The 26,868-nt window shown below is 67.4% G+C and carries 24 protein-coding genes; 14 read left to right on the forward strand and 10 right to left on the reverse strand.

The annotated features are described in order from the left end of the window. Nucleotides 1-22: 22 nt before the first annotated feature. The 3 genes from OCU_RS27975 to OCU_RS27985 are packed head-to-tail and all read right to left on the reverse strand — an operon-like array spanning nucleotide 23 to nucleotide 2,710. The gene (locus OCU_RS27975; protein WP_014379071.1) at nucleotides 23-850 is read right to left on the reverse strand and encodes an SDR family oxidoreductase; all 828 of its coding nucleotides are present in this window, start codon (nucleotides 848-850) and stop codon (nucleotides 23-25) included. Beyond that, a complete protein-coding gene (locus tag OCU_RS27980; RefSeq protein ID WP_014379072.1) occupies nucleotides 851-2,068 on the reverse strand; it encodes a cytochrome P450 in 1,218 nt (405 codons plus the stop codon). A gap of 3 nt (nucleotides 2,069-2,071) precedes the next feature. Next, a complete protein-coding gene (locus OCU_RS27985) occupies nucleotides 2,072-2,710 on the reverse strand; it encodes a TetR/AcrR family transcriptional regulator (RefSeq protein WP_009951967.1) in 639 nt (212 codons plus the stop codon). Nucleotides 2,711-2,920: 210 nt separating this feature from the next. On the opposite strand from OCU_RS27985, the gene OCU_RS27990 reads away from it, so the two are divergent. From OCU_RS27990 to OCU_RS28005, 4 genes are read left to right on the forward strand one after another with little or no spacing between them, the layout of a single operon-like run. Continuing rightward, nucleotides 2,921-4,390 carry an aldehyde dehydrogenase gene (locus OCU_RS27990; RefSeq protein ID WP_014379073.1) on the forward strand — a complete coding sequence of 490 codons (1,470 nt, stop codon included), beginning with the start codon at nucleotides 2,921-2,923 and terminating at the stop codon, nucleotides 4,388-4,390. 15 nt (nucleotides 4,391-4,405) lie between these two features. Further along, a complete protein-coding gene (locus OCU_RS27995; RefSeq protein ID WP_009951963.1) occupies nucleotides 4,406-5,155 on the forward strand; it encodes an SDR family oxidoreductase in 750 nt (249 codons plus the stop codon). 44 nt (nucleotides 5,156-5,199) lie between these two features. Beyond that, nucleotides 5,200-6,057: an NAD(P)-dependent oxidoreductase gene (locus OCU_RS28000; RefSeq protein ID WP_014379074.1), complete on the forward strand. Its 858-nt coding sequence runs from the start codon at nucleotides 5,200-5,202 to the stop codon at nucleotides 6,055-6,057. Continuing rightward, nucleotides 6,057-6,485 carry a carboxymuconolactone decarboxylase family protein gene (locus OCU_RS28005; protein WP_009951960.1) on the forward strand — a complete coding sequence of 143 codons (429 nt, stop codon included), beginning with the start codon at nucleotides 6,057-6,059 and terminating at the stop codon, nucleotides 6,483-6,485. The genes OCU_RS28000 and OCU_RS28005 overlap by 1 nt, the downstream gene beginning before the upstream one ends. 10 nt (nucleotides 6,486-6,495) lie before the next feature. On the opposite strand, the gene OCU_RS28010 is transcribed toward OCU_RS28005, so the two are convergent. Further along, nucleotides 6,496-7,590 (reverse strand): aldo/keto reductase, encoded by a 1,095-nt coding sequence (locus OCU_RS28010; RefSeq protein ID WP_014379075.1) that lies wholly within the window; start codon nucleotides 7,588-7,590, stop codon nucleotides 6,496-6,498. Nucleotides 7,591-7,639: 49 nt separating this feature from the next. Between OCU_RS28010 and OCU_RS28015 the strand changes: the two genes are divergently transcribed. Next, complete coding sequence (locus OCU_RS28015; RefSeq protein ID WP_225331791.1) at nucleotides 7,640-8,068, forward strand: MarR family winged helix-turn-helix transcriptional regulator; 429 nt, start codon at nucleotides 7,640-7,642, stop codon at nucleotides 8,066-8,068. 50 nt (nucleotides 8,069-8,118) lie between these two features. Continuing rightward, complete coding sequence (purD, locus tag OCU_RS28020) at nucleotides 8,119-9,387, forward strand: phosphoribosylamine--glycine ligase (protein WP_014379077.1); 1,269 nt, start codon at nucleotides 8,119-8,121, stop codon at nucleotides 9,385-9,387. Between the two features lie 6 nt (nucleotides 9,388-9,393). Here the strand turns inward: purD and OCU_RS28025 are convergent, their stop codons facing one another. Next, nucleotides 9,394-10,977 carry a gamma-glutamyltransferase family protein gene (locus OCU_RS28025; RefSeq protein ID WP_014379078.1) on the reverse strand — a complete coding sequence of 528 codons (1,584 nt, stop codon included), beginning with the start codon at nucleotides 10,975-10,977 and terminating at the stop codon, nucleotides 9,394-9,396. Nucleotides 10,978-11,059: 82 nt separating this feature from the next. After that, entirely contained in the window at nucleotides 11,060-11,971 is a 912-nt protein-coding gene (locus tag OCU_RS28030) for an alpha/beta hydrolase-fold protein (protein ID WP_014379079.1), read from the reverse strand. A 73-nt stretch (nucleotides 11,972-12,044) separates the two neighbouring features. On the opposite strand from OCU_RS28030, the gene OCU_RS28035 reads away from it, so the two are divergent. Beyond that, nucleotides 12,045-12,662 carry a TetR/AcrR family transcriptional regulator gene (locus OCU_RS28035; RefSeq protein ID WP_008263833.1) on the forward strand — a complete coding sequence of 206 codons (618 nt, stop codon included), beginning with the start codon at nucleotides 12,045-12,047 and terminating at the stop codon, nucleotides 12,660-12,662. Here the strand turns inward: OCU_RS28035 and OCU_RS28040 are convergent. Then, nucleotides 12,641-13,390 (reverse strand): DUF429 domain-containing protein, encoded by a 750-nt coding sequence (locus OCU_RS28040; protein WP_014379080.1) that lies wholly within the window; start codon nucleotides 13,388-13,390, stop codon nucleotides 12,641-12,643. The two genes, OCU_RS28035 and OCU_RS28040, sit on opposite strands and share 22 nt — an antisense overlap. A gap of 152 nt (nucleotides 13,391-13,542) precedes the next feature. On the opposite strand from OCU_RS28040, the gene purB reads away from it, so the two are divergent. From purB to OCU_RS28055, 3 genes are read left to right on the forward strand one after another with little or no spacing between them, the layout of a single operon-like run. Next, a complete protein-coding gene (gene purB / locus OCU_RS28045) occupies nucleotides 13,543-14,961 on the forward strand; it encodes an adenylosuccinate lyase (protein ID WP_026071461.1) in 1,419 nt (472 codons plus the stop codon). Next, a complete protein-coding gene (locus tag OCU_RS28050) occupies nucleotides 14,958-16,205 on the forward strand; it encodes a cytochrome P450 (protein WP_014379082.1) in 1,248 nt (415 codons plus the stop codon). The genes purB and OCU_RS28050 overlap by 4 nt, the downstream gene beginning before the upstream one ends. After that, complete coding sequence (locus OCU_RS28055; protein WP_008263842.1) at nucleotides 16,202-17,224, forward strand: tellurite resistance/C4-dicarboxylate transporter family protein; 1,023 nt, start codon at nucleotides 16,202-16,204, stop codon at nucleotides 17,222-17,224. Before OCU_RS28050 ends, OCU_RS28055 begins: the two co-directional genes overlap by 4 nt. On the opposite strand, the gene OCU_RS28060 is transcribed toward OCU_RS28055, so the two are convergent. Beyond that, nucleotides 17,189-17,809, reverse strand: a complete 621-nt coding sequence (locus tag OCU_RS28060; RefSeq protein ID WP_009951947.1) for a hypothetical protein — start codon at nucleotides 17,807-17,809, stop codon at nucleotides 17,189-17,191. The genes OCU_RS28055 and OCU_RS28060 overlap by 36 nt on opposite strands. 51 nt (nucleotides 17,810-17,860) lie before the next feature. On the opposite strand from OCU_RS28060, the gene OCU_RS28065 reads away from it, so the two are divergent. Then, nucleotides 17,861-18,751 carry a phosphoribosylaminoimidazolesuccinocarboxamide synthase gene (locus OCU_RS28065; protein WP_014379083.1) on the forward strand — a complete coding sequence of 297 codons (891 nt, stop codon included), beginning with the start codon at nucleotides 17,861-17,863 and terminating at the stop codon, nucleotides 18,749-18,751. Beyond that, nucleotides 18,748-20,886, forward strand: coding sequence for a S9 family peptidase (locus tag OCU_RS28070; RefSeq protein WP_009951944.1), 2,139 nt, complete (start codon nucleotides 18,748-18,750; stop codon nucleotides 20,884-20,886). Before OCU_RS28065 ends, OCU_RS28070 begins: the two co-directional genes overlap by 4 nt. Nucleotides 20,887-20,910: 24 nt before the next feature. Here OCU_RS28070 and OCU_RS28075 read toward each other — a convergent pair whose 3' ends face one another. Together OCU_RS28075 and OCU_RS28080 are read right to left on the reverse strand one after the other, a co-directional pair. Beyond that, nucleotides 20,911-22,521, reverse strand: coding sequence for a DHA2 family efflux MFS transporter permease subunit (locus OCU_RS28075; protein WP_009951943.1), 1,611 nt, complete (start codon nucleotides 22,519-22,521; stop codon nucleotides 20,911-20,913). A gap of 126 nt (nucleotides 22,522-22,647) precedes the next feature. Then, nucleotides 22,648-24,285: a DHA2 family efflux MFS transporter permease subunit gene (locus OCU_RS28080; RefSeq protein WP_225330805.1), complete on the reverse strand. Its 1,638-nt coding sequence runs from the start codon at nucleotides 24,283-24,285 to the stop codon at nucleotides 22,648-22,650. 159 nt (nucleotides 24,286-24,444) lie between these two features. On the opposite strand from OCU_RS28080, the gene OCU_RS28085 reads away from it, so the two are divergent. Together OCU_RS28085 and OCU_RS28090 are read left to right on the forward strand one after the other, a co-directional pair. Continuing rightward, nucleotides 24,445-25,149 carry a DUF2334 domain-containing protein gene (locus OCU_RS28085; RefSeq protein ID WP_008263856.1) on the forward strand — a complete coding sequence of 235 codons (705 nt, stop codon included), beginning with the start codon at nucleotides 24,445-24,447 and terminating at the stop codon, nucleotides 25,147-25,149. Nucleotides 25,150-25,196: 47 nt separating this feature from the next. Then, nucleotides 25,197-26,864 carry an FAD-binding dehydrogenase gene (locus OCU_RS28090; protein WP_009951940.1) on the forward strand — a complete coding sequence of 556 codons (1,668 nt, stop codon included), beginning with the start codon at nucleotides 25,197-25,199 and terminating at the stop codon, nucleotides 26,862-26,864. Nucleotides 26,865-26,868: the final 4 nt, after the last annotated feature.

Consider the following 26,868-nt stretch of genomic DNA (forward strand, 5'->3'; position numbering starts at 1 on the left):
TCGTCGATTCGCGAAGTGGTCGTCATTGTCCTGGCATCCCCTCTTCGCCGAGTGCGAGCTTCTGGCGATCTTTGTTGTCTGCTAACGGCGCCTCGGGCTGGAGCTCCATGTTGGCGACGAAGCCGCCCCGCGGCGTCTCCGCGACGAACGTAATCGCCCGCGCGAGATCGGACGCCCGCAGGAAGTAGTCGTGGCGGGCCTGCCCCCACTTGGCCCAATCTTCCAGTGCGGGACCGATCTTCTCGGCGGGCAGGCTCCACCCCATCGACGTCTTCGTCGGGCCGGGATGCACGATCGAGGCCCGCACGCCCGTGCCCTCGAGCTCCATCTGGAAGTTGGTGACCATCGCCACGAGCGCGGCCTTGGCCGCGCCGTAGGCCCCCATGTGCGGCCGCTGGCGCAGGGCGACATCGGAACCGACGAAGATCAGGTCGCCCCGCTGGCGCTCCAGCATGCCCGGCAGCACCGCGGCGGCCAGCCGGTTGGCGCCGACGAGGTGGATCTGCAGCTGGGACTCGAATTCGTCGGTGGTGATCTCGGCGAGCTTGCCGAAGTACGTGTCGCCCGCCCCGGCCACCAGCACCTCGATGTCGCCGAGCGCGTCGACCGACTGGGCCACAAAGGATTTCACCGAATTTGGATCGGTCACATCGAGGTGAAACCCGACCGCCTCGCCGCCGTCGGCGTTGATCTTGCCGACGATGTCGTCGAGCTTCTCGACCCGGCGTGCGCCCAGGGCGACCGGGAAGCCGTGCGCCGCGAGGTCGATGGCGGCGGCCTCCCCGATGCCGGAGGACGCGCCGGCCACGATGGCGGGCCGGCGTTCGGGCAGGGGCTCAAAGCGGGGCATTCAGCGGACCTCCACGCTCATTGGTAGGTGGGCGAATCCGCGGACATTGCTGGAGTGGACGCGGACGGCGTTGGCCTCGTCCACTTCATAGCCGCGGATTCGCTTGAACAACTCGGTGAGCGCCACCCGGGCTTCCATCCGCGCCAGATGCGCGCCCAGGCAGAAGTGTGCGCCGCTACCGAAACTCAATAGCTTGGGCCCGATTTCGCGCCCGATCACATAGTCGTCAGGGTGGTCGAAGACCCGCTCGTCACGATGGCCCGAACCGGGCAACAGCAACAGGACGTCGCCGTCGGGAATGGTGGTGTCGTAGAGGGTGAGCTCGCCGGACACGGTGCGGGCCAGGATCTGGCTGGAGGTGTCGTAGCGCAGGGTCTCCTCGACCCACAGCGGCACCCGGGACAGATCGTCGTAGACCGGAGTCAGCTGATCGGGGTTCTTATGACCCCAAAAGGCGGCGTTGGCAAGCAGTTTGGTGGTGGTCTCGTTTCCCGCGATCACCATCAGGAACATGAAGCCGAGCACCTCGTCGTCGGTGAGCCGGTCGCCGTCGATCTCGGCTTCCAGCAGCGCCGACGTCAGATCGTCCGTCAATTGCTCGCGCCGCTCGGCCACCATCTGTTGGTAGTAGACGATGAGGTTGAGGGAGGCCTCGACGGCCTCGGGCGGCACGTCGGTGACGCCCTCGTCGCGGTGCATCACCCCGTCGGCCCAGGCGCGGACCTGGTCTCGGTCCGGCTCGGGCACACCCATCAACTCGGAGATGACGTCCATGGGCAGCTTGCCGGCGAACTCGTCGACATAGTCGACGGTGCCGTTCTCCGCCTTGGCCAGCATCGTGTCGAGGTGCTGCGTGGCGATCTCGGTGACCCGGGGTTCGAGTTCGCGAATCCGGCGCGGGGTGAAGCCTTTTGAGACCAGCGTGCGCAGCCGCAGGTGGGCCGGATCGTCCATCGCGAGAAAGCTCATCGTCTTACTGGCGTGCGGGCCGCGCGACGCCGGATCCAGCGAGACGCCGTACTTGTTGGACAGCGTGGTGCTGTTGCGGAATCCCTGCAGCACGTCTTGGTGCCGGGACAGCGCCCAGAACTTCAGTTCTTCATTGCGATACAGCGGGGCGTCGTCGCGAAGACGCTTGTAGTACGGGTACGGATCCTCGTGGAAGTCGTAATCGTACGGATCGAGGACCAGCTCGTGGTCGCCAACGTGGACGGTCATCGCTTAGGTTCCTGCCTCTGTCTCTGGGCTGGTGTCTTTGGCGCCGGTCAGGATCAGCCGGACCACGTAGGCCAGCCGGTCGGCGATCTCGCGGTAGCTGAATTCGCCACTGCCGCCCTGGACCAGCGCGCCGAAAAAGGACATCTCCAGTGCGGACACGGTCGTGGGATCGGCGTTGGGGCCCATCGCGGATGTGATCCTGCGGTGGATCTCCACGCCGATGCGGTCGCGGGCGGCGCGCACCGCGGGGTCCGCCCCGCCGCTGAGCAAGGCCGTCGTGCAGGCGGCGCTGACTTCGGGCTCGTCGGCGACCACCAGGGCCAGATGGCGCAGCACCTGTTCCACCCTGCTGGGCATCGGGTCGTTGACGTCGGTGAAGTAGGGGACCTGCCGCACCAGGTCCAGGTAGACCTCGGCGATCAGGTGATTCTTCGACGAGAAGTAGGTGTAGGCGGTGGCGGGCGCCACCTTGGCGCGGGCCGCCACCGCGCGCACGGTCAGGTCGGCGTAGGACTTTTCGCGCAACGTTTCGATGCCGGCGGCCAATACTTTCCGGAAGGTCTCCTCTTGACGCCGGTTGCGCGGCGTCTGGCCGGTCTGACGGTCGGCGTCGGAGGTGATCGCCAGTGCATCGCTGGACACATGTCCAAGCTAGTGGATGGTGTCGGCGCGAAGCAAGTCCGTCCGGGAAACATTGTGGTTAATCTGCGGTTTTGGGGCGAGTATTCCAGCCGAACGGGATCCGCCCTTGCACCGCCGCTGGCCAGGAGACTATGGTTCGATCGGACGATATCGGACAACTGTCCACTAGATTGGCGTGCCGGGTTGACCGCGCACAGACAGGAGCGGGACATGGCCTTGCTGGCCGGCGGCGTGAGCGAACTCTTCATCGACGGCAAGATGTCGGCCGGGAGCGCCGGCACCTTTGCCACGGTCAACCCGGCGACCGAGGAAGTGCTCGGGGTCGCGGCCAACGCCGACGCCGCCGACATGGACCGCGCGATCGATGCCGCGCGGCGAGCCTTCGATGAGACGGACTGGTCGCGCAACACCGAATTGCGGGTGCGCTGCGTGCGGCAACTGCGCGAGGCGATGAAGCAGCACCTCGAAGAGCTGCGCGACCTGACCATCGCGGAAGTCGGGGCGCCGCGAATGCTCACCAGCATCGCCCAGCTCGAAGTCCCGGTCAACGACCTGGCGTTCGCCGCGGACACCGCCGAATCCTACGAGTACAACCAGGATCTCGGCGAGGCGTCGCCGATGGGCATCCCCACCAGGCGCACCATCGCGCGTGAGGCCGTCGGCGTCGTCGGCGCCATCACCCCGTGGAACTTTCCGCACCAGATCAACCTCGCCAAGATCGGGCCCGCCCTGGCCGCCGGAAACAGCGTCGTCCTCAAGCCGGCACCCGACACCCCCTGGTGCGCCGCCGTGCTGGGGGAACTCATCGCCGAGCACACCGACTTTCCGCCCGGCGTCATCAACATCGTCACCTCGGACGACCACGGTGTCGGCGCGTTGCTATCGAAAGACCCACGGGTGGACATGATTTCGTTCACCGGGTCGACGGCGACCGGGCGCAGCGTGATGGCCGACGGCGCGGCGACCATCAAGAAGGTCTTCCTCGAGCTGGGCGGCAAGTCGGCGTTCATCGTCCTCGACGACGCCGACCTCGGCGGCGCGGTGGGCGTGGCCGCGTTCTCGGTGTGCATGCACGCGGGGCAAGGCTGCGCGATCACCACCCGGCTGGTGGTGCCGCGGGCGAAGTACGACGAGGCCGTCTCCGTCGCGGCCGCGACGATGGGCGGCATCAAGGCCGGCGACCCCACCGACCCCGGAACCATCTGCGGGCCAGTGATTTCGGCGCGCCAGCGTGACCGGATACAGGGCTACCTCGACTCGGCGATCGCCGAGGGCGGGACGTTCGCCTGCGGAGGCGGCCGGCCGGCCGACCGCGAAGTCGGCTTCTTCATCGAGCCCACGGTGATCGCGGGGCTGGGCAACGACGCGCGCTGCGCGCGCGAGGAGATCTTCGGCCCGGTCCTGACGGTGATCCCGCACGACGGCGACGACGACGCCGTCCGCATCGCCAACGACTCGCCATACGGCCTATCGGGCACCGTGTTCGGCGCTGACCCCGACCGGGCGGCCCGGGTCGCCGCGCGCGTCCGCGCGGGCACGATCAATGTCAACGGCGGCGTGTGGTACTCGGCCGACGCGCCCTTCGGCGGTTACAAGCAGTCCGGAAACGGACGCGAGATGGGCCTGGCCGGTTTCGAGGAGTACCTGGAAACCAAAACCATTGCGACAGCGATTAACTAGAGGAGCCTCAAGAGCATGCGATTCGAGAACAAGGTCGGCATCGTCACCGGGTCCGGGGGCGGCATCGGGCAGGCCTACGCCGAGGCCCTGGCGCGCGAGGGTGCCGCGGTGGTGGTCGCCGACATCAACGCCGAGGCGGCCGAGTCGGTCGCCAAGCAGATCGTGGCCGACGGCGGAACCGCGATCAGCGTTCCGGTCGACGTGTCCGATCCGGCGTCGGCCAAGGCGATGGCCGACCGCACGCTGGCCGAATTCGGCGGCATCGACTACCTGGTCAACAACGCCGCCATCTTCGGGGGCATGAAGTTGGACTTCTTGCTCACCATCGACCCGGAGTACTACAAGAAGTTCATGAGCGTGAACCTCGACGGGGCGTTGTGGTGCACGCGTGCGGTGTACAAGAAGATGGCCAAGCGCGGCGGTGGGGCGATCGTCAACCAGTCGTCCACCGCTGCCTGGCTGTACTCGAACTACTACGGCCTGGCCAAGGTCGGCCTCAACGGCCTGACGCAGCAACTGTCCCGCGAGCTGGGCGGCCAGAAGATCCGGATCAACGCGATCGCGCCCGGCCCCATCGACACCGAGGCCAACCGGACCACCACCCCTCAAGAGATCGTCGCCGACATCGTCAAGGGCCTGCCGCTGTCGCGAATGGGCACGCCGGCGGACCTGGTCGGCATGTGCCTGTTCCTGCTGTCCGACGAGGCGTCGTGGATCACCGGGCAGATCTTCAATGTCGACGGCGGACAGATAATCCGGTCATAGCCGCCGGCGACGATGCAGAGCGAAGCGATGAGGAGGAGTGGCGCATGACTGAAGCGCTCAAGCTGGGCTATATCGGGCTGGGCAATATGGGCGCTCCGATGGCCACGAAGATGACCGAATGGCCGGGCGGGGTAACGGTTTTCGACATTCGGACCGATGCGATGACCCCACTGGCCGAAAAGGGCGCCCGCCTGGCCGACAGCGTCGCCGACGTCGCGGCCGCCGACATCATCCACATCACCGTGCTCAACGACGCCCAGGTTCGCGAGGTGGTCGGCGAGCTGGCCGCGCACGCCGAGCCCGGGACGGTCATCGCCATCCACTCGACGATCAGCGACACCACGGCCGTCGACCTGGCCCGCGATCTCAAAGAGCGGGGCATCCACATCGTCGACGCCCCGGTCAGCGGCGGCGCGGCCGCCGCCGCGAAGGGTGAGCTCGCCACCATGGTGGGCGCCGACCGCGAGGTGTACGAGCGGATCAAGCCGGCGTTCAAACACTGGGCGGCCGTGGTCATCCACGCCGGTGAGCCGGGTGCGGGTACCCGAATGAAGTTGGCCCGCAACATGTTGACGTTCACCTCGTATGCCGCCGCGTGCGAGGCCATGAAACTCGCCGAGGCGGCCGGGCTGGATCTGCAGGCGCTCGGACGGGTGGTGCGTCATACCGACGCTCTCACCGGTGGCCCTGGGGCGATCATGGTGCGTGAGGACATGAAAGACCTCGAGCCGGACAACTTCCTGTACCAGCCGTTCCTGCACACCCGGGGGCTGGGGGAGAAGGATCTGAGCCTGGCATTGGCCCTCGGCGAGTCGGTGTCGGTCGATCTACCGCTCGCGCAGTTGGCCTACGAGCGATTGGCCGCCGGCCTCGGGGTGCCACACACGAAGAAAGAGGCGTAATGGACGAGCTGCGCAGCAAGGGTCTCGCGAAGATGAACGAGGTCTACGGCTGGGAGATGCCCAACGTCGAAGGCGACGCGTACTTCGACCTGACCGTCGATCACCTGTTCGGCAGCATCTGGACGCGGCCGGGATTGTCGATGCGCGACAAGCGCATCATGACGCTGACGGCCGTGACCGCGATCGGGAACCGCGACCTGGCCGAGATCCAGATCAACGCCGCGCTCCTCAACGGCGAACTCTCCGAGACCGAACTGAAGGAGATGGCCGTCTTCCTCACCCACTACCTCGGCTTCCCGCTGGGTTCGGCCCTCAATGGCGCGGTCGACGCCGTGGTGGCCAAGCGCAAGAAGGCGGCGGCGAAGGGGGGCGGCGAGGACAAGAAGGCCAACGTGGATGCCGCGCTGAAGATGCACTCGGGCGAGTGATCGGTCAATCTCAGTACGGCTGAACGCCTTCGGGCATCACGTATTCGGAGATCGGCGCGGAGACCCCGTTGATCGTCGTTCCGCCGTTGATGATGCCCGGCGCCAGCTCCAGCATGTTGTGCGGGAAACCGAGCCTCGGTTTGGTCAACGCGTCCAGCCGAGCCAGCTCGTTGGCGCCCAGGTTCACGTCGGCGGCCCGGACGTTGTCCTCGAGCTGGGAGAGCCGCCGCGCGCCGATGATGACGGACGAGACGGCACGCTGCGCGCGGACCCAGGCCAGCGCCACGCTGGCGACATTCGTCTCGTGCGCTCTCGCGATGACCTCGAGTTCATCGATGACGGCGTAGGTCTTCTCGTTGAGAAAGGCATCCACCATGGCGCCGCGGTCGGCGTCGTGCCGGCCGCTGTTGGCGCGGGTGTACTTGCCGCTGAGTACGCCGCCCTTCAACGGCGACCACGGCGTGATGCCGAGGCCGAATTCGGACGCCATCGGCACGAGTTCCTGTTCGATGGTGCGCTCCAGCAGCGAGTACTCGACCTGCAGCCCGATGAACGCCGACCAGCCGCGGAAGCGCGCGAGGAGGTTGGCTTCGGCGATCTTCCACGCCGGGGTGTCCGAAACCCCGATGTAGCGCACCTTGCCGGCACGCACGAGGTCGTCGAGTGCCGCCATGGTCTCCTCGATCGGGGTGTTGGCGTCCCAGATGTGCAGCCAGTACAAATCGATGTAGTCGGTTTGCAAGCGACGCAACGAATTTTCGCAGGCGCTGATCAGTGATTTGCGGCCCGAGCCGCCGCCGTTGGGATCACCCGGATACAGGTTGCCGCTGAACTTGGTGGCGATCGTCAACCGATCGCGGCGGGCGGGGTGGCGCCCGACGTGGTCACCGATGATCTTCTCGGAATGGCTTCGGGTGTAGAAGTTGGCGGTGTCGATGAAATTGCCGCCGAGTTCGATGTAGCGGTCGATGATCTGTTGTGACTCCTCGACACTGCTGCCCCAGCCGAGGTCTTCGCCAAAGGTCATCGCGCCCAGGCAAAGGGGGCTGACGCGCAAACCGGAGCGTCCGAGTGTCACGTATTGATCCAGCGGCATGTTGCCCACTTCCTGGTAGATTGTTCGACCATGAGGTTGTTCATAACAAAACTAGTTTATGTCTGAACGATCTGGCAAGTCGTCTGCAGTGGATGCGGCCAAGATCTGGTCGCTGAACTATCGGGTGCTGCTGTCGGTCATCTCGTGCGCCGAGGCGGACATCTGCGCGCTGGGCCTCGAATCCAAGGAGCTTTTCCTGCTCGCCGAGATCGACGAGCATCCCTATCCGGCCGAGCTGGCCGCGACCCTGAGCATGCCCAAGGCGACGGTGACGCTCTACCTGAAACGGCTCGAGGCCGCGGGGTTCGTGCGCCGCGAGATCGACCCGTCCGATTTGCGCCGGCACCGGCTGCAGCTCACGACGACCGGGCGCCGGGCCGCCAGGGACGGCCTGAAGCTGCTTTCCGACGAGTTCGACAAGCGCCTCGGGCGGCTCACCGTCGCCCAGCGCAACGACCTCAGGAGCCTGCTCGAGAAAATCCTCTGAGCGTGGGGACTGTGGGCGTGAGCAGGTTGGCCCGGCTAGTCTGACGTGTCGTGCGCGTCCTGGTGATCGGTTCCGGTGCCCGTGAGCATGCGCTGCTGCTGGCGCTGCGCAAAGACCCGCAGGTCACGGGGCTGGCCATCGCCCCGGGCAACGCCGGCACCGCCCGGCTGGCCGAGCAGCACGACGTCGACGTCACCTCGGCGGAGGATGTCGTCGCCCTGGCCCGAGCGGTGCGCGCCGACCTGGTGGTCATCGGTCCCGAGGTGCCGCTGGTCCTCGGGGTGGCCGACGCGCTGCGGTCGGCCGGCATCGTCTGCTTCGGCCCCGGCAAGGACGCCGCCCGCATCGAAGGCTCCAAGGCGTTCGCCAAAGAGGTCATGGCCTCGGCCGGCGTGCGCACCGCGGCCACCGAAATCGTCGACAGCCCCGCACTTTTGGACGCCGCCCTGGACCGCTTTGGTCCGCCGGCCGGCGATGCGGCGTGGGTGGTGAAGGACGACCGCCTCGCCGCCGGCAAGGGAGTGGTGGTGACCGCGGATCGCGGTGCGGCGCGAGCGCACGCCGCCGGGCTGCTCGAAGCCGGCCACCCGGTGCTGCTGGAGTCGTATCTGGACGGTCCCGAGGTGTCGCTGTTCTGCGTCGTCGACGGCGCGACCGTGGTGCCGCTGCTGCCGGCGCAGGACTTCAAGCGCGTCGGCGACGGCGACAGCGGACCCAACACCGGCGGCATGGGCGCCTACGCGCCGGTCCCGTGGCTTCCCGACGAGGTCTATCGCGACATCGTCGGCAACATCGTCGAACCCGTTGCGGCCGAGATGGTTGCGCGTGGCTGCCCGTTCAGCGGATTGCTGTATGCCGGGCTCGCGATCACCGCAAACGGGCCCGCGGTGGTTGAATTCAACTGCCGCTTCGGCGATCCCGAGACCCAAGCGGTGCTGGCACTGCTGGAATCGCCACTCGGCCAGCTCCTGTACGCGGCGGGCAGCGGCACGTTGACGGAGTTCGGCGAGCTGCGCTGGCACGACGGTGCCGCGGTGACGGTGGTGCTCGCGGCGGAGAACTATCCCGGGCGTCCTCGGGTGGGCGACGTCATCGTCGGCTCCGAGGCCGACGGGGTGCTGCACGCCGGAACCGCGCGACGCGAGGACGGCGAAATCGTCTCCTCGGGTGGCCGCGTGCTGTCGGTGGTGGGAACCGGCGCCGACCTCTCGGCAGCGCGAGATCACGCGTATGACGTCCTACGTTCGATTCGACTGCCGGGCAGTCATTTCCGCAACGACATCGCCCAGCTGGCGGCCGAAGGCCAGATCCGCGTCTAAAAGGCGTTAGAAGGCGACCGCCTGTCCGTCGCGGCGCGGATCGCTGGCAGCGAAATAGCCGCCGTCGAGCCGCCAGATCGCCTGGCAGCTGCCGAATTGGTTGTAGTCGTCGACGGCGACCAGGTCGTGCCCGCGCCGGCGCAATTCGTCGAGCGTCGCAGCGGGGAAACCCTTTTCGCAGCTGACCTGCGTCCCCTCCACCCACCGGAACCGCGGGCCGTCACACGCCGCCTGCGGGTTCTGCCCGTGGTCGGCGATGCGCACCATCACCTGCACATGTCCCTGCGGCTGCATCATTCCGCCCATCACCCCGAAGCTCATCACCGGGGCCCCATCCTTGGTCACGAAGGCCGGAATGATGGTGTGGAAGGGGCGCTTGTTCGGGCCCACGACGTTCGGATGGCCTTTCGTCGCAAGGAAATTCGCGCCCCGGTTTTGCAGCGAGATGCCGGTGCCGGGCACCACCACGCCGGAACCGAATCCCATGTAGTTCGACTGGATCATCGACACCATCATCCCCGCGGCGTCGGCCGCGGTCAGGTAGACGGTTCCGCCCGTCGGGGCGCCCGCGGAGGCCGGCTTCGCCCTCGCGCGGTCGATCAGCGCGGCGCGCTGCGCCAGGTAGTCCGTGTCCAACAGGTGTTCGGGCCGCAGCGGCATGTGCTCGATGTCGGCGACATACGCCTGGACGTCGGCGAACGCGAGCTTCACCGCTTCGATCTGCAGGTGCACGCTGTCGGCGGAATCCGGTGGCAGCGACGCCATGTCGAAGCGCTCCAGGATGCCCAGGGCGATCAGCGCGACGATCCCCTGCCCGTTGGGCGGAATCTCGTGCACGGTGTATCCGCGGTAGCCGCCGTCGACAGTGCCCACCCAGTCGGCGCGGTGCGCCGCGAGGTCGCTACCCCGCATGACACCGCCGTGGGCCGACGCGTGCGCCTCGAGTTTGGCGGCCAGCACCCCGCGGTAGAACGCCTCGCCGCGGCTGGCGGCGATCGCCTCGAGTGTGGCCGCGTGATCGGGCAGGCTGAATCGCTCGCCGGGTTTCGGCGCCCGCCCGCCCGGCAGAAACGCCTCGGCGAAACCCGGCTGCCTCTCGAAGAGCGGCACCTGGGCCGCCCACTGCTCGGCCACCGTCGGCGAAACCAGAAAGCCGTTGCGGCCGTAGGAGATCGCGGGCTCGAAGAGCCGCTCGAACGGCAGCTTGCCAAACTTGGAGTGCAGTTCGGTCCACGCCGACACCGCGCCCGGCACGGTCACCGAATTCCACCCGAAGAGGGGAACGGCTTCTCCGCCAAAGTATTCCGGAGTCCAGCCCGCCGGGGAGCGGCCCGATGCGTTCAGCCCGTGCAATTGCTTGCCATCCCACACGATGGCAAAGGCGTCCGAGCCGATGCCGTTGGAAACCGGCTCCACGATCGTCAGCGTGATGGCGGTGGCTATGGCCGCGTCGACCGCGCTGCCGCCCTCGGCGAGCATCCGCAGGCCAGCCTGGGCGGCGAGCGGTTGCGATGTGCACACAACATTTTCCGCCACGACGGGCTTGCGGGGCCAGGCGTAGGGGAGGTTCCAGTCGAACGGTGCGCTCATCTCCGCGAGCGTAACGCCATGGCGATTTCGGACGCGATGCTTCGCCGTGGCGTTACGCCCGCGGGGCGGCGGCGCAGACCCCTCACGCCGTCAGCAGCGGTGCCATCCAGGTCAGCTCGGCGGGCAACTGCGAGCTCCAGAATCCCCCGTCGTGCCCACCGGGTGAGAAGCCACCGGCCGGCGGATTGGGCAGTTGCGCGATGAACTGCTTTGTCGCGCTGTAAAACGGATCGCTGTCGCCGCAATCGATCCGAATGGGGATCGAGGCCAGGGCGGGCATGCCGAACACCGAGTTCGCGGCGAAGTCGTCGGGGCCGTCGAAAGCGCCGGGTGCGGCCGCGCCTGACGACATCCACAGTGCGGGGCTCACCGCGCAGATCGCCGCGGTGCGGCCCGGTCCCAACCGACCGCCCAGCAGCAATGCGCCGTAGCCGCCCATCGACCAGCCCAGGAACGCCACCCGTGAGGTGTCCAGATTCTGGTTGCCCAGCATCGGGATGAGCTCGTCGAGCACCATGGCGCCGCTGTCCTCGCCGGAAGACCGTTTGTGCCAATAGCTGCCGCCGCCGTCGACGGCGACCACCGCGAACGGCGGTAGTCCGGCGTCGACGGCCTGCGCCAGACCGTGTTCGACGCCGCCCGCCATCACGGTGGACGCGTCACTGCCCTTGCCGTGCAGCGCGATCACGGGTCGCAGCGGCTTCGTCTGGCCCGGCGGACGCGCGATGGCCCAATTCGTGTTCACGCCGCCACGCGCGGCGGAGACGAAGGAACCGGTCACCATGGTGGGCGCGGCCGCCGCCGGGGGAGCCGGATCGCTAGGCGGGCTCGGCGCCAAAGGCACCTGGGTGCCGGCCGTCGACACCGGCGTGGCATGAGATGTGCGTGGCTGTAACAGGATGTCGAGTCCGTACGCGCCGACGGCGCCGAGGGCCGCACCGGCGCCGAGACCGAGCACGGCGCGGCGGCTCAAGTCGGGCATGCGGGCCATCATGCCATGTTCGTTCGGCGGGCCGTTTGGCCGAAATGGCAATGCAGTACCACTTTGGCTGGCACGATGGCTACTCGTGACTGCAGCGGTTACTCCGAAAGGAGAACGTCGACGGTACGCGCTCATCAGCGCCGCCGCCGAGCTGCTCGCCGAGGGCGGGTTCGAAGCGGTGCGCCATCGGGCGGTCGCCGGGCGGGCCGGATTGCCGTTGGCGTCGACCACCTATTACTTCTCCTCCCTCGACGATCTGATCGCACGCGCGGTCGAGCACATCGCGATGATCGAGGTGGCGCAGCTTCGCTCGCGGGTCACCGCGTTGTCCCGGCGGCGCCGCGGGCCGGAGACCATCGCCGAGGTGCTGGCGGACCTGCTCGTCGGGGACGTGTCCGGCCCGGGACTCACCGAGCAGCTGATCTCGCGCTACGAGCGACACATCGCGTGCACTCGCCTGCCCGCGTTGCAGGAAACCATGCGACGCAGCCTGCGTCAGCGCGCCGAGGCCGTTGCGGAGGCCATCGAGCGCTCGGGCCGCTCCGTGCATATCGAACTGGTGTGCACGCTGATCTGCGCGGTCGACGGGTGTGTGGTGTCGGCCCTGGTCGAGGGCCGGGATCCGCGCGCGGCGGCGCAGGGCGCGGTGGTCGATCTCATCGAGGTGCTCGCCCCCATCGATCAGCGCCCCGTGCAGATCTGACCCGGCAGCGACGGCGTCACGATGCATCCGCTGTCAACGTCGCCGTAGATCGTCATCCCGGCCGGGCGGCGCTGCGCGTACAACGCCACGTAGGCACAGACGACCGCGTCGACCGGATCCTCGGCGCGGCGCAGCTCGCATTTGCGGTGCGCGGCGGCCACCGCCGCCCGCAACGCGACCCAGCCCTCGTGCGCGGCGACGCGCAGCGGGATCGGGGCCTGCGCGAGCCGTTCGAGCCCGTCCATCAGTACCAGAAGCTCGGACTTGAGCCGGTCGACGCTACGGCCCGGCTTGGCCTTGTACTTCAGGGTTCGCTCCAACCCGAACAGCGCGACTGTCGCCGCATGCGGGTAGACCTCGACGGCGCGACGGCCGACCGGTGACCGAGGATCCAGGTCGAGGCCGAGCGCCGCGGCCAGGCGTCCGCCGCGCGGGCCGTTGGCGAATTCGGGCTTTCCGGTGTTGCAGGGGTGGGTGCCGGCCTCGAACCTGCGGAAGTCGCGGTTGAGCGCGGTCTCGGCCGGACGCTGGCCGGTCGGGTTGTTCACCACCAGAGGCGCGTCGAAGGCGACGACGCAATCGCCCCGCACGTAGGGCCGCAACGCGGCCAGGATCTCGTCGTCGTCGCGGGCCGCGCCCACGCTCACCAAATCGCCGTCGGAGTCGACGACGGCGACGCCGCTCGGGTTGCGACCCGCCCAGGCGAGGTCGACACCGGCGAAGTACATCCGCACAGGGTATGACCGCGACGCAACGAGGGTATGGCGGCATCGAATGTAACGCCACGGCGATTTTCGGCCCGATTTTTCGCCGCCACGTTACGCCCGGTGTGAGAAGACCCGGGCGCGACGACCGTAAGCTGTGTGTTCGTGAGGACCAAGTGAGCATTCCGAATGTGCTGGCCACCCGGTACGCCAGCGCCGAGATGGTCGCGATCTGGTCGCCGGAGGCCAAGATCGTCGCGGAGCGGCGGCTGTGGCTCGCGGTGCTGCGCGCGCAGGCGGAGCTGGGCGTCGCGGTGCCCCCCGACGCGATCGCCGACTACGAGCGGGTGCTCGAGGACGTCGACCTGTCGTCGATCGCGGACCGTGAACGCGTCCTGCGCCACGACGTCAAGGCCCGCATCGAGGAATTCAACGCGCTGGCCGGTCACGAGCATGTGCACAAAGGCATGACCAGCCGCGACCTGACCGAGAACGTGGAGCAGCTGCAGATCCGGCGGTCGCTGGAGCTCGTCTTCGCGCACGGGGTTGCGGTCGCGGCGCGGCTCGCCGAGCGGGCCGTCGCCTATCGCGACCTGGTGATGGCCGGGCGCAGCCACAATGTCGCCGCCCAGGCCACGACGCTCGGCAAGCGATTCGCGTCGGCGGCCCAGGAGACGCTGATCGCGTTGACCAGGCTGCGCGAGTTGATCGACCGTTATCCGCTGCGTGGCATCAAGGGACCGATGGGCACGTCGCAGGACATGCTCGACCTGCTGGACGGCGACGCGGCCAAGCTCGCCGAACTCGAGCGGCGCATCGCCCAATTCTTGGGTTTCACAACGGTTTTGACCAGCGTCGGGCAGGTGTATCCGAGGTCGCTGGACCATGACGTGATTTCGGCGCTGGTGCAGCTGGGCGCGGGAGCGTCGTCGATGGCGCACACCATTCGGCTGATGGCCGGCCACGAGCTGGTCACCGAGGGGTTCGCGCCGGGCCAGGTCGGCTCGTCGGCGATGCCGCACAAGATGAACACCCGCAGCTGCGAACGGGTCAACGGCCTGCAGGTGGTGTTGCGCGGGTACGCGTCGATGGCCGCCGAGCTGGCGGGTGCGCAGTGGAACGAGGGCGACGTCTTCTGCTCCGTGGTGCGCCGAGTGGCATTGCCGGACAGCTTTTTTGCCATCGACGGGCAGATCGAGACCTTCCTGACGGTGCTCGACGAGTTCGGCGCCTATCCGGCGGTGATCGCTCGCGAGCTGGACCGCTACCTGCCCTTCCTGGCCACCACCAAGGTGTTGATCGCCGCGGTGCGTGCCGGCATGGGCCGCGAGGCCGCGCATCACGTGATCCGCGAACACGCGGTCGCGACGGCGCTGGCCATGCGGGAACGCGGGGCCGAGCCCGATCTGCTGGATCGGCTGGCCGCCGACGACCGGCTGCCGTTGGACCGGGCGGCCCTGGACGCCGCGCTGGCGGACAAGAAGGCGTTCACGGGCGCGGCCGGTGACCAGGTGGACGAGGTGGCGGCCCTGGTGGACGCGCTGGTGAGCCGCTACCCGGACGCCGCCAAGTACGCCCCGGGTGCGATCCTGTGACCCTGGCCGGCGCACTCGCGGAGATCGATTTCACCGATCTCGACAACTTCGCCGACGGGTTCCCGCACGACCTGTTCGCCATCCATCGCCGCGAGGCGCCGGTGTACTGGCACCCACCGACCGACAACACCCCGGACAACGAGGGCTTCTGGTCGGTCGCCACCTACGCGGAAACGCTTGAGGTTCTCAAGGATCCGGTGACGTACTCGTCGGTCACCGGGGGCGAACGGCCCTACGGCGGCACGCTGTTACAGGACCTGGCGATCGCCGGGCAGGTGCTCAACATGATGGACGACCCCCGGCATTCGCAAATCCGGCGACTGGTCAGTTCCGGGCTGACGCCGCGGATGATCCGTTTAGTGGAAGACGATCTGCGGACCAGGGCGCGCCGGCTGCTCGACGCCGTGGTGCCGGGCGAGCCGTTCGACTTCCTGGTCGACATCGCCGCCGAGCTACCGATGCAGATGATCTGCATCCTGCTGGGAGTCCCTGAATCCGAACGGCATTGGCTGTTCGACGCGATCGAGCCGCAGTTCGATTTCGGCGGTTCGCGCAAAGCGTCGCTCTCGCAGCTGTCGGTGGAAGAGGCCGGGTCGCGCATGTACGACTACGGCCGGCAATTGATCGCGTCCAAGCGTGAGAACCCGACCGATGACATGTTGTCGGTCGTGGCGAACGCGATGCTCGACGATTCGGATGCGTCGGCCCTTTCCGACCTCGAGCTGTACCTGTTCTTCAGCCTGCTGTTCAGCGCCGGCGCGGAGACCACCCGCAACGCGGTCGCGGGCGGGCTGCTGGCGCTGGCCAACCATCCGTCGCAATTACGTTCCCTGCGTGAGGATCTCGGTGCGCTGCCCACCGCCGTGGAGGAGATGGTGCGGTGGACCTCACCCTCGCCGTCGAAGCGGCGCACCGCCACCCGCGACGTCACGCTGGGCGGCCGGCCGATCGAGGCCGGACAGAAAATACAGATCTGGGAGGGTTCGGCGAATCGCGACGCCAGCGTGTTCGACCACGCCGACACATTCGATATCGCCCGGAAACCCAACCCGCACCTGGGATTCGGTCAGGGCGTGCACTACTGCCTGGGCGCCAACCTGGCCCGGCTGGAACTGCGGGTGCTGTTCGAGGAGTTGCTCTCCCGGTTCGGTGCCGTGCAGGTGGTCCGGCCGGTCGAATGGGCCCGCAGCAACCGGCATACCGGCATCCGGCACCTCGTCGTGGAGCTACGCGAAGACCAGTGACGATCCGGTTCGCCGATATCGAGCCCTCACCCGATGTGTTCGCTGCGGTGATGGCGACCGGCATCTTGTCGATCGGTGCGAAAAATCACGGGTACCGGTTGATCAGCGACACGATGGGTGTCATCGCCACTTTGGGTCTGGTCCTCCTGGTTGCCCTCGTCGTCGCGAAGGGTTGCGCCACCGGACACAAGCTGCGCTGGGATCTGACCGATCCCGACGTCACGCTGCGGATGATCACCTTCGTCGCCGCCTGCGCGGTGATCGACACGCGCCTGTCGTCGAATGTGTGGGTGGCGCGGGTGCTCGGTGCCGTCGGGCTGGCGTCGTGGCTGGTGCTGATCCTGCTCAGCGCGCGAAACATGTTGGCGCACCGCTGGTCCGCGCTGCGCGACCGCGCCCACGGCGCCTGGCAGCTGGGCAGCGTCGGAACATCGGGTTTGGCGATCGTGATCGCCCGGGCGGCCCGTCACACCGGTCATCACTGGTGGCTCGCGGTGGCCGTGGCCGCGTGGGTGGCGGCGCTGTGCATCTACGGCCTGATGACCTGGCTGACCCTGTGGCGCGTGGTCAACGAACGACAGGACCGCGACGGCTTCGAACCGGACACCTGGATCCTGATGGGCGGCATGGCGATTGCGACGCTGGCCGGCGATAACATCCACGCCGTGGCCCCCGCCTGGCTGGCCGGCCCGGTGCGCGTGGTCACCATCGTGACCTGGGTGACGGCCACCCTGTGGATACCGCCGCTGATCTACTTCGCGCTGCACCGCATTCGGCGGTATCCGAACATGCTGCGGTTTGCCGGCGTGTGGTGGGCGTTCGTGTTCCCGCTGGGCATGTATTCGGCGGCCAGCTTCGCCATGGCGATCGAGATCGGTCAGCGATCGCTGCTCACCGTCTCGCTGGTGTTCTTCTGGGACGCGTTGGCGGCCTGGTTGATTGTGGTCGCCGCGGGGCTGCTCCTGTTGTCGCGGGCGCTGCTGCTAAGCCCCGCGGATCGCGATACCCGCCGAGCGTAATTCAAGCGCGGCCAGGGCCCCGATGGTGACCGGGTCCTCACGGCGCCACCCGCCGACCGGGTCCGCGCTGACCGCGATCAACTTGCGTGGTGGGCGGTTGGTCAACGCGCGCAGCGCGAGCAACTGCGCACCGGCCGGGGTTGCGGCCAACGCGGTCACCGTCAGCTTGCGCCGAAAGAAGCGAACCCGCAGAAACAACCACGGGATCACCGCGACGAGGATCGGGAGCGCGACGACCGCCATCGCCAGCAGCACCGCGAGCCAGCTCGCCGCGGTGTCCAGGTCGTGGCCCGCACCCGCGATGTCCAGCGCGGCCTGGCTGGCGGAGTTGAGCGGCTTGCTGACCGTGTCGCCCACCACCGGGATGTGCTGGGCGCCGTGGCCGGCGGACGCGAGGTTGCCGGCGATGCCGTCCGCGCCGCTCTCGACCTGGCGGCCCGCGTCGGCGATGGTCGCGATGGCGTCGTAAACCGCCAGGGCGACGAGGAGCCACAGCGCCGTCCACACGACGACGGCGAAGTCGCTGAACAGCTGGGCGGCCAGCCGGCCGGGCCTGGTGGAGTAGGGCAGAAACCGCGGTGTCATAGCCCGATCCCAGCACAAGCCGCGTCGTCAGGTGCCCGATAGGCTGACCGGATGCCCGCACTGTCCGACTACCAGCATCTGGCCAGCGGCAAGGTCCGTGAGCTGTATCGCGTCGACGACGAACACCTCCTATTGGTCGCCACCGACCGCATCTCGGCGTACGACTTCGTCCTGGACAGCACTATCCCGGACAAGGGCCGCATCCTGACGGCGATGAGCGTCTTCTTCTTCGGTCTCGTGGACGCCCCCAATCATTTGGCCGGGCCGCCGGATGACCCGCGCATCCCCGACGAGGTGCTGGGCCGGGCCCTGGTGGTGCGGCGGCTGGACATGCTTCCGGTCGAATGCGTGGCGCGCGGTTACCTGACCGGCTCGGGGCTCCTGGACTACCAGGCGACCGGCAAGGTCTGCGGCATCACCTTGCCTCCGGGACTGGTCGAAGCCAGCCGGTTCGCCGAACCGCTGTTCACCCCGGCGACCAAGGCCGCGTTGGGGGACCACGACGAGAACGTCTCGTTCGCCCGCGTGATCGAGATGGTGGGCGGGGTGCGCGCCAACCAACTGCGCGACCGCACGTTGCAGATCTACGTTCAGGCCGCCGACCATGCGCTGAGGAAAGGAATCATCATCGCGGACACCAAGTTCGAGTTCGGCACCGACCGCGACGGCAACCTGCTACTGGCCGACGAGATCTTCACCCCGGATTCGTCACGGTACTGGCCGGCCGACGAGTACCAGGTCGGCGTGGTCCAGAACAGTTTCGACAAACAGTTCGTCCGCAACTGGCTCACCAGCCCCGACTCCGGGTGGGACCGCCACGGCACGCTACCCGCGCCGCCGCTCCCGGACGACATCATCGAGGCGACCCGTGGCCGCTATATCGAGGCCTACGAACGCATTTCCGGCCTGAGCTTCGGCGACTGGATCGGCCCCGCCGCATGAGCGAGTCGCACCTTGCCGGTCCCGTGCCACCCGTCGCCAAGCGGGTGGACAGCCGGCGCGAGCACCACGGTGACGTCTTCATCGACCCCTATGAGTGGCTGCGCGAGAAGACGAACCCCGACGTGATCGCCTACCTCGAGGCGGAAAACAGCTACGTCGACCAGATGACCGCCCACCTCGAACCGTTGCGGCAACAGATCTTCGACGAGATCAAGGCGCGTACCAAGGAAACCGACCTGTCGGTACCGACGCGGCAGGGCCAGTGGTGGTACTACGCCCGCACGTTCGAAGGCAAGCAGTATCGCGTCCAGTGCCGTTGCCCGGTAAGTGATCCCGACGACTGGAACCCGCCGACCCTGGACGAGAACACCGACATTCCCGGCGAACAAATCTTGCTCGATTCGAACGTCGAAGCCGAGGGTCACGAATTTTTCTCCCTGGGCGCCGCAACCGTCAGCCTCGACGGAAACCTGCTGGCGTACTCCGTCGACACCCTCGGCGATGAACGCTATACGTTGCGGTTCAAGGATTTACGCACCGGCGAGCTGTATCCGGACGAGATCGCCGACATCGGCGCGGGTGCGACCTGGGCCGCGGACAACCGCACCGTGTACTACCTCACCCTGGACGCGGCCCATCGCCCCGACAAGGTGTGGCGGTATCGGGTGGGCTCCGGTGCGGAATCGGAGCTGGTGTACCACGAAGCCGACGAGAAGTTTTGGCTCGGCGTGGGACTCACCAGAAGTGAGGCCTACGTCTTCATCGCCTCCGGTTCCTCGATCACCTCCGAATTCCGCTACGCCGACGCCACCGATCCGCAGGCGCAGTTCACCGTCGTGCTGCCGCGCCGCGAAGGCGTCGAGTATTCGGTCGAACATGCGGTGGTGGGCGGGCAGGACCGGTTCTTGATCCTGCATAACGACGACGCGGTCAACTTCACGCTGACCGAGGCGCCGGTCAGCGATCCCACCCAGCAGCGCACGCTGATCCCGCACCGCGACGATGTCCGACTCGACGGGGTGGACGCCTTCGCCGGCCATCTCGTGGTCAGCTACCGGCGTGAGGCGCTGCCGCGGCTCGCGCTGTGGCGCGTCAACTCCGACGGCACATACGCGGAGCCCGAAGAGGTTTCGTTCGATTCCGAACTGATGTCGGCCGGCCTGGCCGGCAACCCGAATTGGGGCGCGCCCAAGCTGCGGATCCGGGCGGGGTCTCTGGTCATTCCGGCACGGGTCTACGACATCGACTTCGTCACCGGCGAACGCACCCTGCTGCGCGAGCAACCCGTACTCGGCGATTATCGCCCGGACGATTACGTCGAACGGCGCGACTGGGCGGTCGCCGAGGACGGCGCCCGGATCCCGGTCTCGGTCGTGCACCGCTCAGGAATCGAATTCCCAGCGCCCGCGCTGGTTTACGGCTACGGAGCCTACGAGATCTGCACCGATCCGAGTTTCTCCATCGCCCGGTTGTCGCTGTTGGATCGGGGAATGGTGTTCGCGATCGCCCACGTCCGCGGCGGCGGCGAGATGGGCCGGCTGTGGTATGAGCACGGCAAGCTCTTGGAGAAGAAGAACACCTTCACCGACTTCGTCGCGGTGGCAAGGCATTTGGTGGATTCCGGAGTAACCCGCCCGCGCCGGCTGGTGGCGTTGGGGGGCAGTGCCGGCGGACTGTTGATGGGGGCGGTGGCCAACCTGGCGCCGGAACTCTTTGCCGGAATCCTCGCGCAGGTACCGTTCGTCGACCCGCTGACCACCATTTTGGATCCCTCCTTGCCGCTGACCGTCACCGAGTGGGACGAATGGGGAAACCCGTTGGCGGACAAGGACGTCTACTCCTACATGAAGTCCTATTCCCCGTATGAGAACGTCGAGGCAAAGCCGTATCCGGCGATCCTGGCGATGACCTCGCTCAACGACACGCGGGTCTACTACGTGGAACCCGCAAAATGGGTCGCGGCCCTGCGACACCTCAACGCGAACGGCAGCCCGGTCCTGCTGAAGACCCAGATGAATGCCGGGCATGGCGGCGTCAGCGGTCGCTACAAGGGTTGGGAGGAAACCGCGTTCCAGTATGCGTGGCTGCTGGCCACCGCCGACGGCGACCGTTATGGCGGCGGCCGGGACGGCTAGCTCGAGGATCAGCCGAGCCGGGCGCTAGTCGTCGCCGACGGGCGGGGTCGCCAGCCTCCTGGGCAGGAAGGATGCCGGGACGACGGTGAACGCCACCAGCACGACCGCCAGCACGAACACCGTCGTATAGGCGTGCGCCAGGTGGTGCGACACGTGGCTGGCCAGATCGGGCGTCATCGTCTGCCCGGGAAGGGCCGACGGGTCAATGCTTCGCTTGCCGGCGGGCGGGCGCACCCCGGCCATCTCGTTCGCCGCCATCAGGGCTTCGTTGCGATTGAACTGATTGGTCAGGATCACCGCCATGAGCGCGGCCCCGATCGACCCGCCCACTTGCTGATTCACGCTGATCAACGTCGTCCCGCGGGCCACCTGACGCGGGGTAAGCGCCTGCATGAGCGCCGCGGAAAGCGGCGTGGTGGTCAAGCCGGCACCCAGGCCCATGATCGCGAGCCCGGACACCAAGACCGGCGAGTATTCGGCCTGCGTGGCGACGCCGTAGGTGAACACGCCCAGACCCGCTGCCATCAGGGGCAGGCCGATCAGCACGATGTTGCCGGGACCGTGCTTGTCCATGAAGGCCCCGCCGATCGGCATCGTCAATACGGCCCCGATTCCGATCGGCAGCATGTGCAGCCCGGACTGCATCGGCGTCTCGTGGCTGACGATCTGGAAGTAGCTCGGGATCAGCAGCCCTACGCCGACTGAGGCGGCCCCGAACACCAGCATCGTCACGTTGACCTCCGTGACCACGGGGTTGCGGAACAGCCGCAGGTCGATCAGGGGGTGATCGGTGCGATGCCACGCATGCACGATGAACGCGCCGATCAATGCCAGGCCGAGCAGCGCCGGCCCCAGCACGTAAGGGTCGGTGATCGTGTGCCGACCCGGAATGGAGCACACCCCGCACAGGAAGATCGCCACCCCGGGGGAGAGCAACAGCGCACCGGTGATGTCGAGGGCCTCCGAGGGGGCCGAGCGATCCTTCGCGAACATGATCGCGGCCAGCGCGAACGCGGTCAGCCCGATCGGCAGGTTGATCAGGAAGATCCACTTCCAGCCATACGCACCGATCAGCCAACCCCCCAGGATGGGCCCCCCGATGGGGCCGAGGAGGATCGGGATTCCCCCCACCGCCATGAGGCGGCCGACCCGTTTGGGCCCGGCCTCACGCGTCAAGATGACGAAGCTGAGCGGCAGCAGCATGCCGCCGCCCACCCCTTGCACCACCCGGAACAAAATCAGCAGCAAGATGTTCGGTGCCACCGCGCACAGCAGCGACCCCAGCGTGAAGATCAGGACCGAACCCATGAAAAGTCGCTTGGTGCCGAACCGATCCGCCGCCCATCCGGTGATCGGGATCACGGTCGCAAACGCGAGCATGTAGCCGGCGATGGTCCACGAGACGACCGCCTGAGTGGACCCGAACTGATCGATGAAGGTGCGTTGCGCGACGGCGACGACGGTGCTGTCCAGGACGGCCATGATGCAGGCCAGGCCACAGACTCCGGCGATCCGGAACAGCGCTGCGTCGAGCTTGTCCGGGTACTCGTCTGGGTGCCGCGACGGACCCGGCTCGATGGGCAACGGAACGGTGAAAGATGCGGAACGGGTGTTCTCCATGGCGCCGCTGAGCATATCCACCCGGCTAGCCGTGCTGAGGCGTTTTTACTCGTATTCGCCGCTATTACCACGCGTGTAATTCCTGCCGCGCAGAGGCGGCGCGGACGGCAGTTTAAAGCGAAAAAATCGGCTTTTCGCGGGCTACAGGACGCGAATGCGTTGTTCGCCGGCAGTTTCGCTTGCCGGCTTTTTCGGCAAAAAGGACGCCGGAATGATCGTGCAAACCACCAGCACGACGGCAATCACGAATACCGCGGTATACGCGTGGGAAAGATCATGCACCACATTCCCCCAAAAGCCCGGGACAAGGGCCTGCCGGGGGATTGCGGATTGGTCCACCGGCACCCCGTCGACGGTCGCACGCTGATGCAGGGCAGCAACCTTGTTTGCCGCGACGATATTTTGGCTCCGATTGAACTGATTGGTCAGGATCATCGACATCAGCGCGGTCCCCATCGAGCCGCCCACCTGGTGGTTGACGCTCATCAAGGTGGTTCCCCGGGCGATTTGATGCGGTGCCAGCGCCTGCACGGCCGCGACCGACAACGGCATCATCGTGCAGCCCATGCCCAGGCCCGTGACCGCCAGCGCCACCAGCAGCACAGGTAGATAGTGCGCCTGCTTGGCCACCCCGAACGCGAAGGCCCCCAGCCCGGCCGTGATCAGCACAATCCCGACCAGCACGATTTTGCCCGGCCCTTGCCTGTCCACCAGCGGCCCGGTCAGCCGCATGGTCAGCATGGCGCCGAGCCCCTGCGGGATCAGGTGCACGCCCGCCTGCATCGGCGTTTGGTGCAGCACCTGCTGGAAGTAGCTCGGAAGCAGCAGGCCGGCGCCGAAAAAGGCGGTCGCGAATACCAGCATCGTCACATTGGCGTGGGTCAGCACCGGATTGCGGAAGAGCCGCAGATCGATCAACGGATGATCCGCCCGGTGCCAGGCGTGCGCGACGAACCCCGCGATCAATGCCAGTCCGATCGTCGCCGGGATCACCACATGGCGGTCGGCCACGGTGCCGCGGCCCGGGACGGACGACACCGCGAACAGGAACATGGCCAGGCCGGGGGAGAGCAGCAGCACGCCGACGGCGTCGAACGTTTCCGACCGGACCGGATGGTCGCGGGGGAACACGATCGCCGCGAGAACAATGGTGAGCAGTCCGATCGGCACGTTGATCAGGAAGATCCATCGCCAGCTCGAGGTGTCGATCAGCCAGCCGCCCAGGATCGGGCCGCCGATCGGGGCGAGCAGCATCGGGATGCTCAGGATCGACATCAGGCGCCCGAGCCGGGCGGGGCCGGCCTCACGGGTCAAGATCATGAACCCCAACGGCAGCAGCATGCCGCCGCCGACACCCTGAACCACCCGAAAGATGATGAGCTGCAAGATGTTTGCGGCAATCGCGCACAGCAGTGATCCGAGCATGAATGCCAGCACGGAGCCTATGAACAGCCGCTTGGTGCCGAACCGGTCGGCGGCCCACCCGGTTATCGGGATCACTGTCGCCAGGGCGAGCGTGTAGCCCGTCATCGTCCAGGCCACGACCGCCTGCGAGGACGCGAACTGGTCGATGAAGGTGCGTTGCGCGACGCTGACCACCGTGACATCCAGGATCGCCATGACCGTGGCCAAGATGCACACGCCGGAGATCCGCAACAGCTCGGCGTCCAACTTGTCGGGATACTCCCGTGTGTCGGCGCCCGGCTGCCCCGCGGGGGCATGGGGCAGCGGCGCTCCGGCCGCTGCGTAGGAGGCCTCGTCCATGGCGTTGCTTAGCATATCGAACAGATCGTGTCCGCCGGCGCCGGTGGCCGTTTGCTGGACCGCCCCTGAAATTCCGGTCGCCGAACCCAGTTATCGCTTTTGGGTGAGCGCATATACGCCTGCTGTCTGCGTGTCCTTCACCGTTCCGACACTTGCGGTCGGCAAACTGCTGGTGTGTCTGGAAAATTGATCGTTTCGGTCTCGGGGATCGGGGAACGCACCCTGCCCGACGTCGAGGCGTTCTGCGCGCAAATGGATGCCCGTGAGGTACCGGTTTCGCTGCTGGTGGCTCCCCGCCTGTCCGGCGGCTACCGACTCGACAGCGACCCGAAAACCGTTGACTGGCTGACCGCCCGCCGCGCCGGTGGCGACGCGATCGTGTTGCACGGCTACGACGATGCCCTCACCAGGAAGCGCCGCGGTGAGTTCGCGATTTTGCGGGCGCATGAGGCCAATCTGCGCTTGATGGCCGCCGACCGGGTCCTCGAGCACCTCGGTTTACGCACGCGGCTGTTCGCGGCTCCCGGCTGCGTGGTTTCGCCCGGTGTCGTCAAAGCATTGCCGGGCAACGGTTTTCGGATGCTGGCCGATTTGCATGGGATCACCGACCTGGTGCGGCACACCACCGTGCGGGCGCGGGTTCTCGGCATCGGCGAGGGTGTTCTCGCCGAGCCGTGGTGGTGTCGCACGGTCGTGCTGTCCGCCGAGCGGATCGCCCGGCGCGGCGGCATCGTGCGGGTGGCGGTCGCCGCGCGGCATCTCCGCAAACCCGGACCGCTGCAGGCGATGCTGGACGCGGTCGACCTGGCGTTGATGCACGACTGCACACCGACGGTGTATCGCTGGCGTCGTGACAAGGCCTTGCTCGACGCCGCCTGACGAATCGACTGCCTGACCTGCTGTCCGGGGCACTACCCTGGACCGACATGAGCGTTTCTTCGGTTGCCGGGTTCGGCGCTGATGCCATCGTCGTCGGGGCGGGGCTGTCCGGCCTGGTCGCCGCCTGCGAACTGGTGGATCGCGGCCTGCGGGTGCTGATCCTCGACCAGGAGAACAGCGCCAACCTGGGCGGGCAGGCGTTCTGGTCCTTCGGCGGTCTGTTCTTCGTCGACAGCCCCGAGCAGCGCCGGTTGGGCATCCGCGACAGCCACGAGCTCGCGCTGCAGGACTGGCTGGGTACGGCGGCGTTCGACCGGCCCGAGGACTACTGGCCGCGCCAATGGGCCCATGCCTACGTCGATTTCGCCGCGGGGGAGAAGCGCAGCTGGCTGCGCGCCCGCGGGCTCAAGCTTTTCCCTTTGGTGGGGTGGGCCGAGCGCGGCGGGTATGACGCGCAGGGGCACGGCAATTCGGTTCCGCGCTTCCACATCACCTGGGGCACCGGGCCCGCGCTGGTCGAGATCTTCGCCCGTCAACTGCGCGACCGCTCCACGGTGCGCTTCGCGCACCGCCATCAGGTCGACGAGTTGATCGTCGAGAATGACGCGGTGACGGGCGTCCGGGGGACGGTGCTGGAGTCCTCAACCGCGCCGCGCGGCGTCGCCTCGTCACGAAAGGCCGTCGGGGAGTTCGAGTTCCGAGCCGCTGCGGTGATCGTGACGAGTGGTGGCATCGGGGGGAACCACGAGCTGGTGCGCAAGAATTGGCCGAAGCGGATGGGCCGCGTGCCCGAGCAATTGCTCAGCGGCGTGCCGGCACACGTCGACGGCCGGATGATCGGCATCACGCAGAAGGCCGGCGCGCGGGTGATCAACCCGGACCGGATGTGGCACTACACCGAGGGCATCACCAACTACGACCCGATCTGGCCGCTGCACGGAATTCGCATCATCCCGGGCCCGTCGTCGCTGTGGCTGGATGCGAACGGCAAGCGGTTGCCGGTTCCCCTGTATCCCGGTTTCGACACACTTGGCACGCTCGAGTACATCACCCGATCCGGGTTCGACTACACGTGGTTTGTGTTGAACGCCAAGATCATTGAGAAGGAATTCGCGCTTTCCGGGCAGGAACAGAATCCCGATCTGACCGGGCAGAGCGTGCGCGAGCTGCTGCGGAACCGGGCACGCTCCGGACCGCCGGGGCCCGTGCAGGCGTTCGTCGATCGTGGCGTGGACTTCGTCAGCGCGGATTCGTTGCGGGACCTGGTGTCCGCGATGAACAAGCTGCCCGACGTGCAACCGCTGGACTACGCCACGGTGGAGGCCGAGGTCACCGCGCGGGACCGGGAGGTCGCCAACAGGTTCAGCAAGGACGGCCAGATCACCGCGATCCGTGCGGCCCGCGGCTATCTGGGCGACCGGCTGGGCCGGGTCGTGGCGCCGCACCGGTTGACCGATCCGAAGGCCGGGCCGATGATCGCGGTCAAGCTGCACATCTTGACGCGAAAGACGCTGGGCGGCATCGAAACCGATCTTGCCGCACGGGTGTTGACCTCCGACGGCACTCCGCTGAGCGGGCTGTACGCCGCCGGCGAGGCGGCGGGCTTCGGCGGCGGGGGCGTGCACGGCTACCGCGCGCTGGAGGGCACATTCCTGGGTGGGTGCATCTTCTCGGGCCGCGCCGCCGGCCGCGGCGCCGCCGACGACATCACCTAGCTGC

Origin of the sequence: Mycobacterium intracellulare ATCC 13950 (assembly GCF_000277125.1) — a bacterium.
GTDB classification, from domain to species: domain Bacteria; phylum Actinomycetota; class Actinomycetes; order Mycobacteriales; family Mycobacteriaceae; genus Mycobacterium; species Mycobacterium intracellulare.

Coding starts and splice junctions, on each gene's coding strand:
- OCU_RS27975 (WP_014379071.1), bottom strand. CDS start 850: ATGCCCCGCTTTGAGCCCCTGCCCGAACGCCGGCCCGCCATCGTGGCC.
- OCU_RS27980 (WP_014379072.1), bottom strand. CDS start 2,068: ATGACCGTCCACGTTGGCGACCACGAGCTGGTCCTCGATCCGTACGAT.
- OCU_RS27990 (WP_014379073.1), top strand. CDS start 2,921: ATGGCCTTGCTGGCCGGCGGCGTGAGCGAACTCTTCATCGACGGCAAG.
- OCU_RS27995 (WP_009951963.1), top strand. CDS start 4,406: ATGCGATTCGAGAACAAGGTCGGCATCGTCACCGGGTCCGGGGGCGGC.
- OCU_RS28000 (WP_014379074.1), top strand. CDS start 5,200: ATGACTGAAGCGCTCAAGCTGGGCTATATCGGGCTGGGCAATATGGGC.
- OCU_RS28005 (WP_009951960.1), top strand. CDS start 6,057: ATGGACGAGCTGCGCAGCAAGGGTCTCGCGAAGATGAACGAGGTCTAC.
- OCU_RS28015 (WP_225331791.1), top strand. CDS start 7,640: ATGTCTGAACGATCTGGCAAGTCGTCTGCAGTGGATGCGGCCAAGATC.
- OCU_RS28025 (WP_014379078.1), bottom strand. CDS start 10,977: ATGAGCGCACCGTTCGACTGGAACCTCCCCTACGCCTGGCCCCGCAAG.
- OCU_RS28030 (WP_014379079.1), bottom strand. CDS start 11,971: ATGATGGCCCGCATGCCCGACTTGAGCCGCCGCGCCGTGCTCGGTCTC.
- OCU_RS28040 (WP_014379080.1), bottom strand. CDS start 13,390: ATGTACTTCGCCGGTGTCGACCTCGCCTGGGCGGGTCGCAACCCGAGC.
- OCU_RS28060 (WP_009951947.1), bottom strand. CDS start 17,809: ATGACACCGCGGTTTCTGCCCTACTCCACCAGGCCCGGCCGGCTGGCC.
- OCU_RS28065 (WP_014379083.1), top strand. CDS start 17,861: ATGCCCGCACTGTCCGACTACCAGCATCTGGCCAGCGGCAAGGTCCGT.
- OCU_RS28070 (WP_009951944.1), top strand. CDS start 18,748: ATGAGCGAGTCGCACCTTGCCGGTCCCGTGCCACCCGTCGCCAAGCGG.
- OCU_RS28075 (WP_009951943.1), bottom strand. CDS start 22,521: ATGCTCAGCGGCGCCATGGAGAACACCCGTTCCGCATCTTTCACCGTT.
- OCU_RS28080 (WP_225330805.1), bottom strand. CDS start 24,285: ATGCTAAGCAACGCCATGGACGAGGCCTCCTACGCAGCGGCCGGAGCG.
- OCU_RS28090 (WP_009951940.1), top strand. CDS start 25,197: ATGAGCGTTTCTTCGGTTGCCGGGTTCGGCGCTGATGCCATCGTCGTC.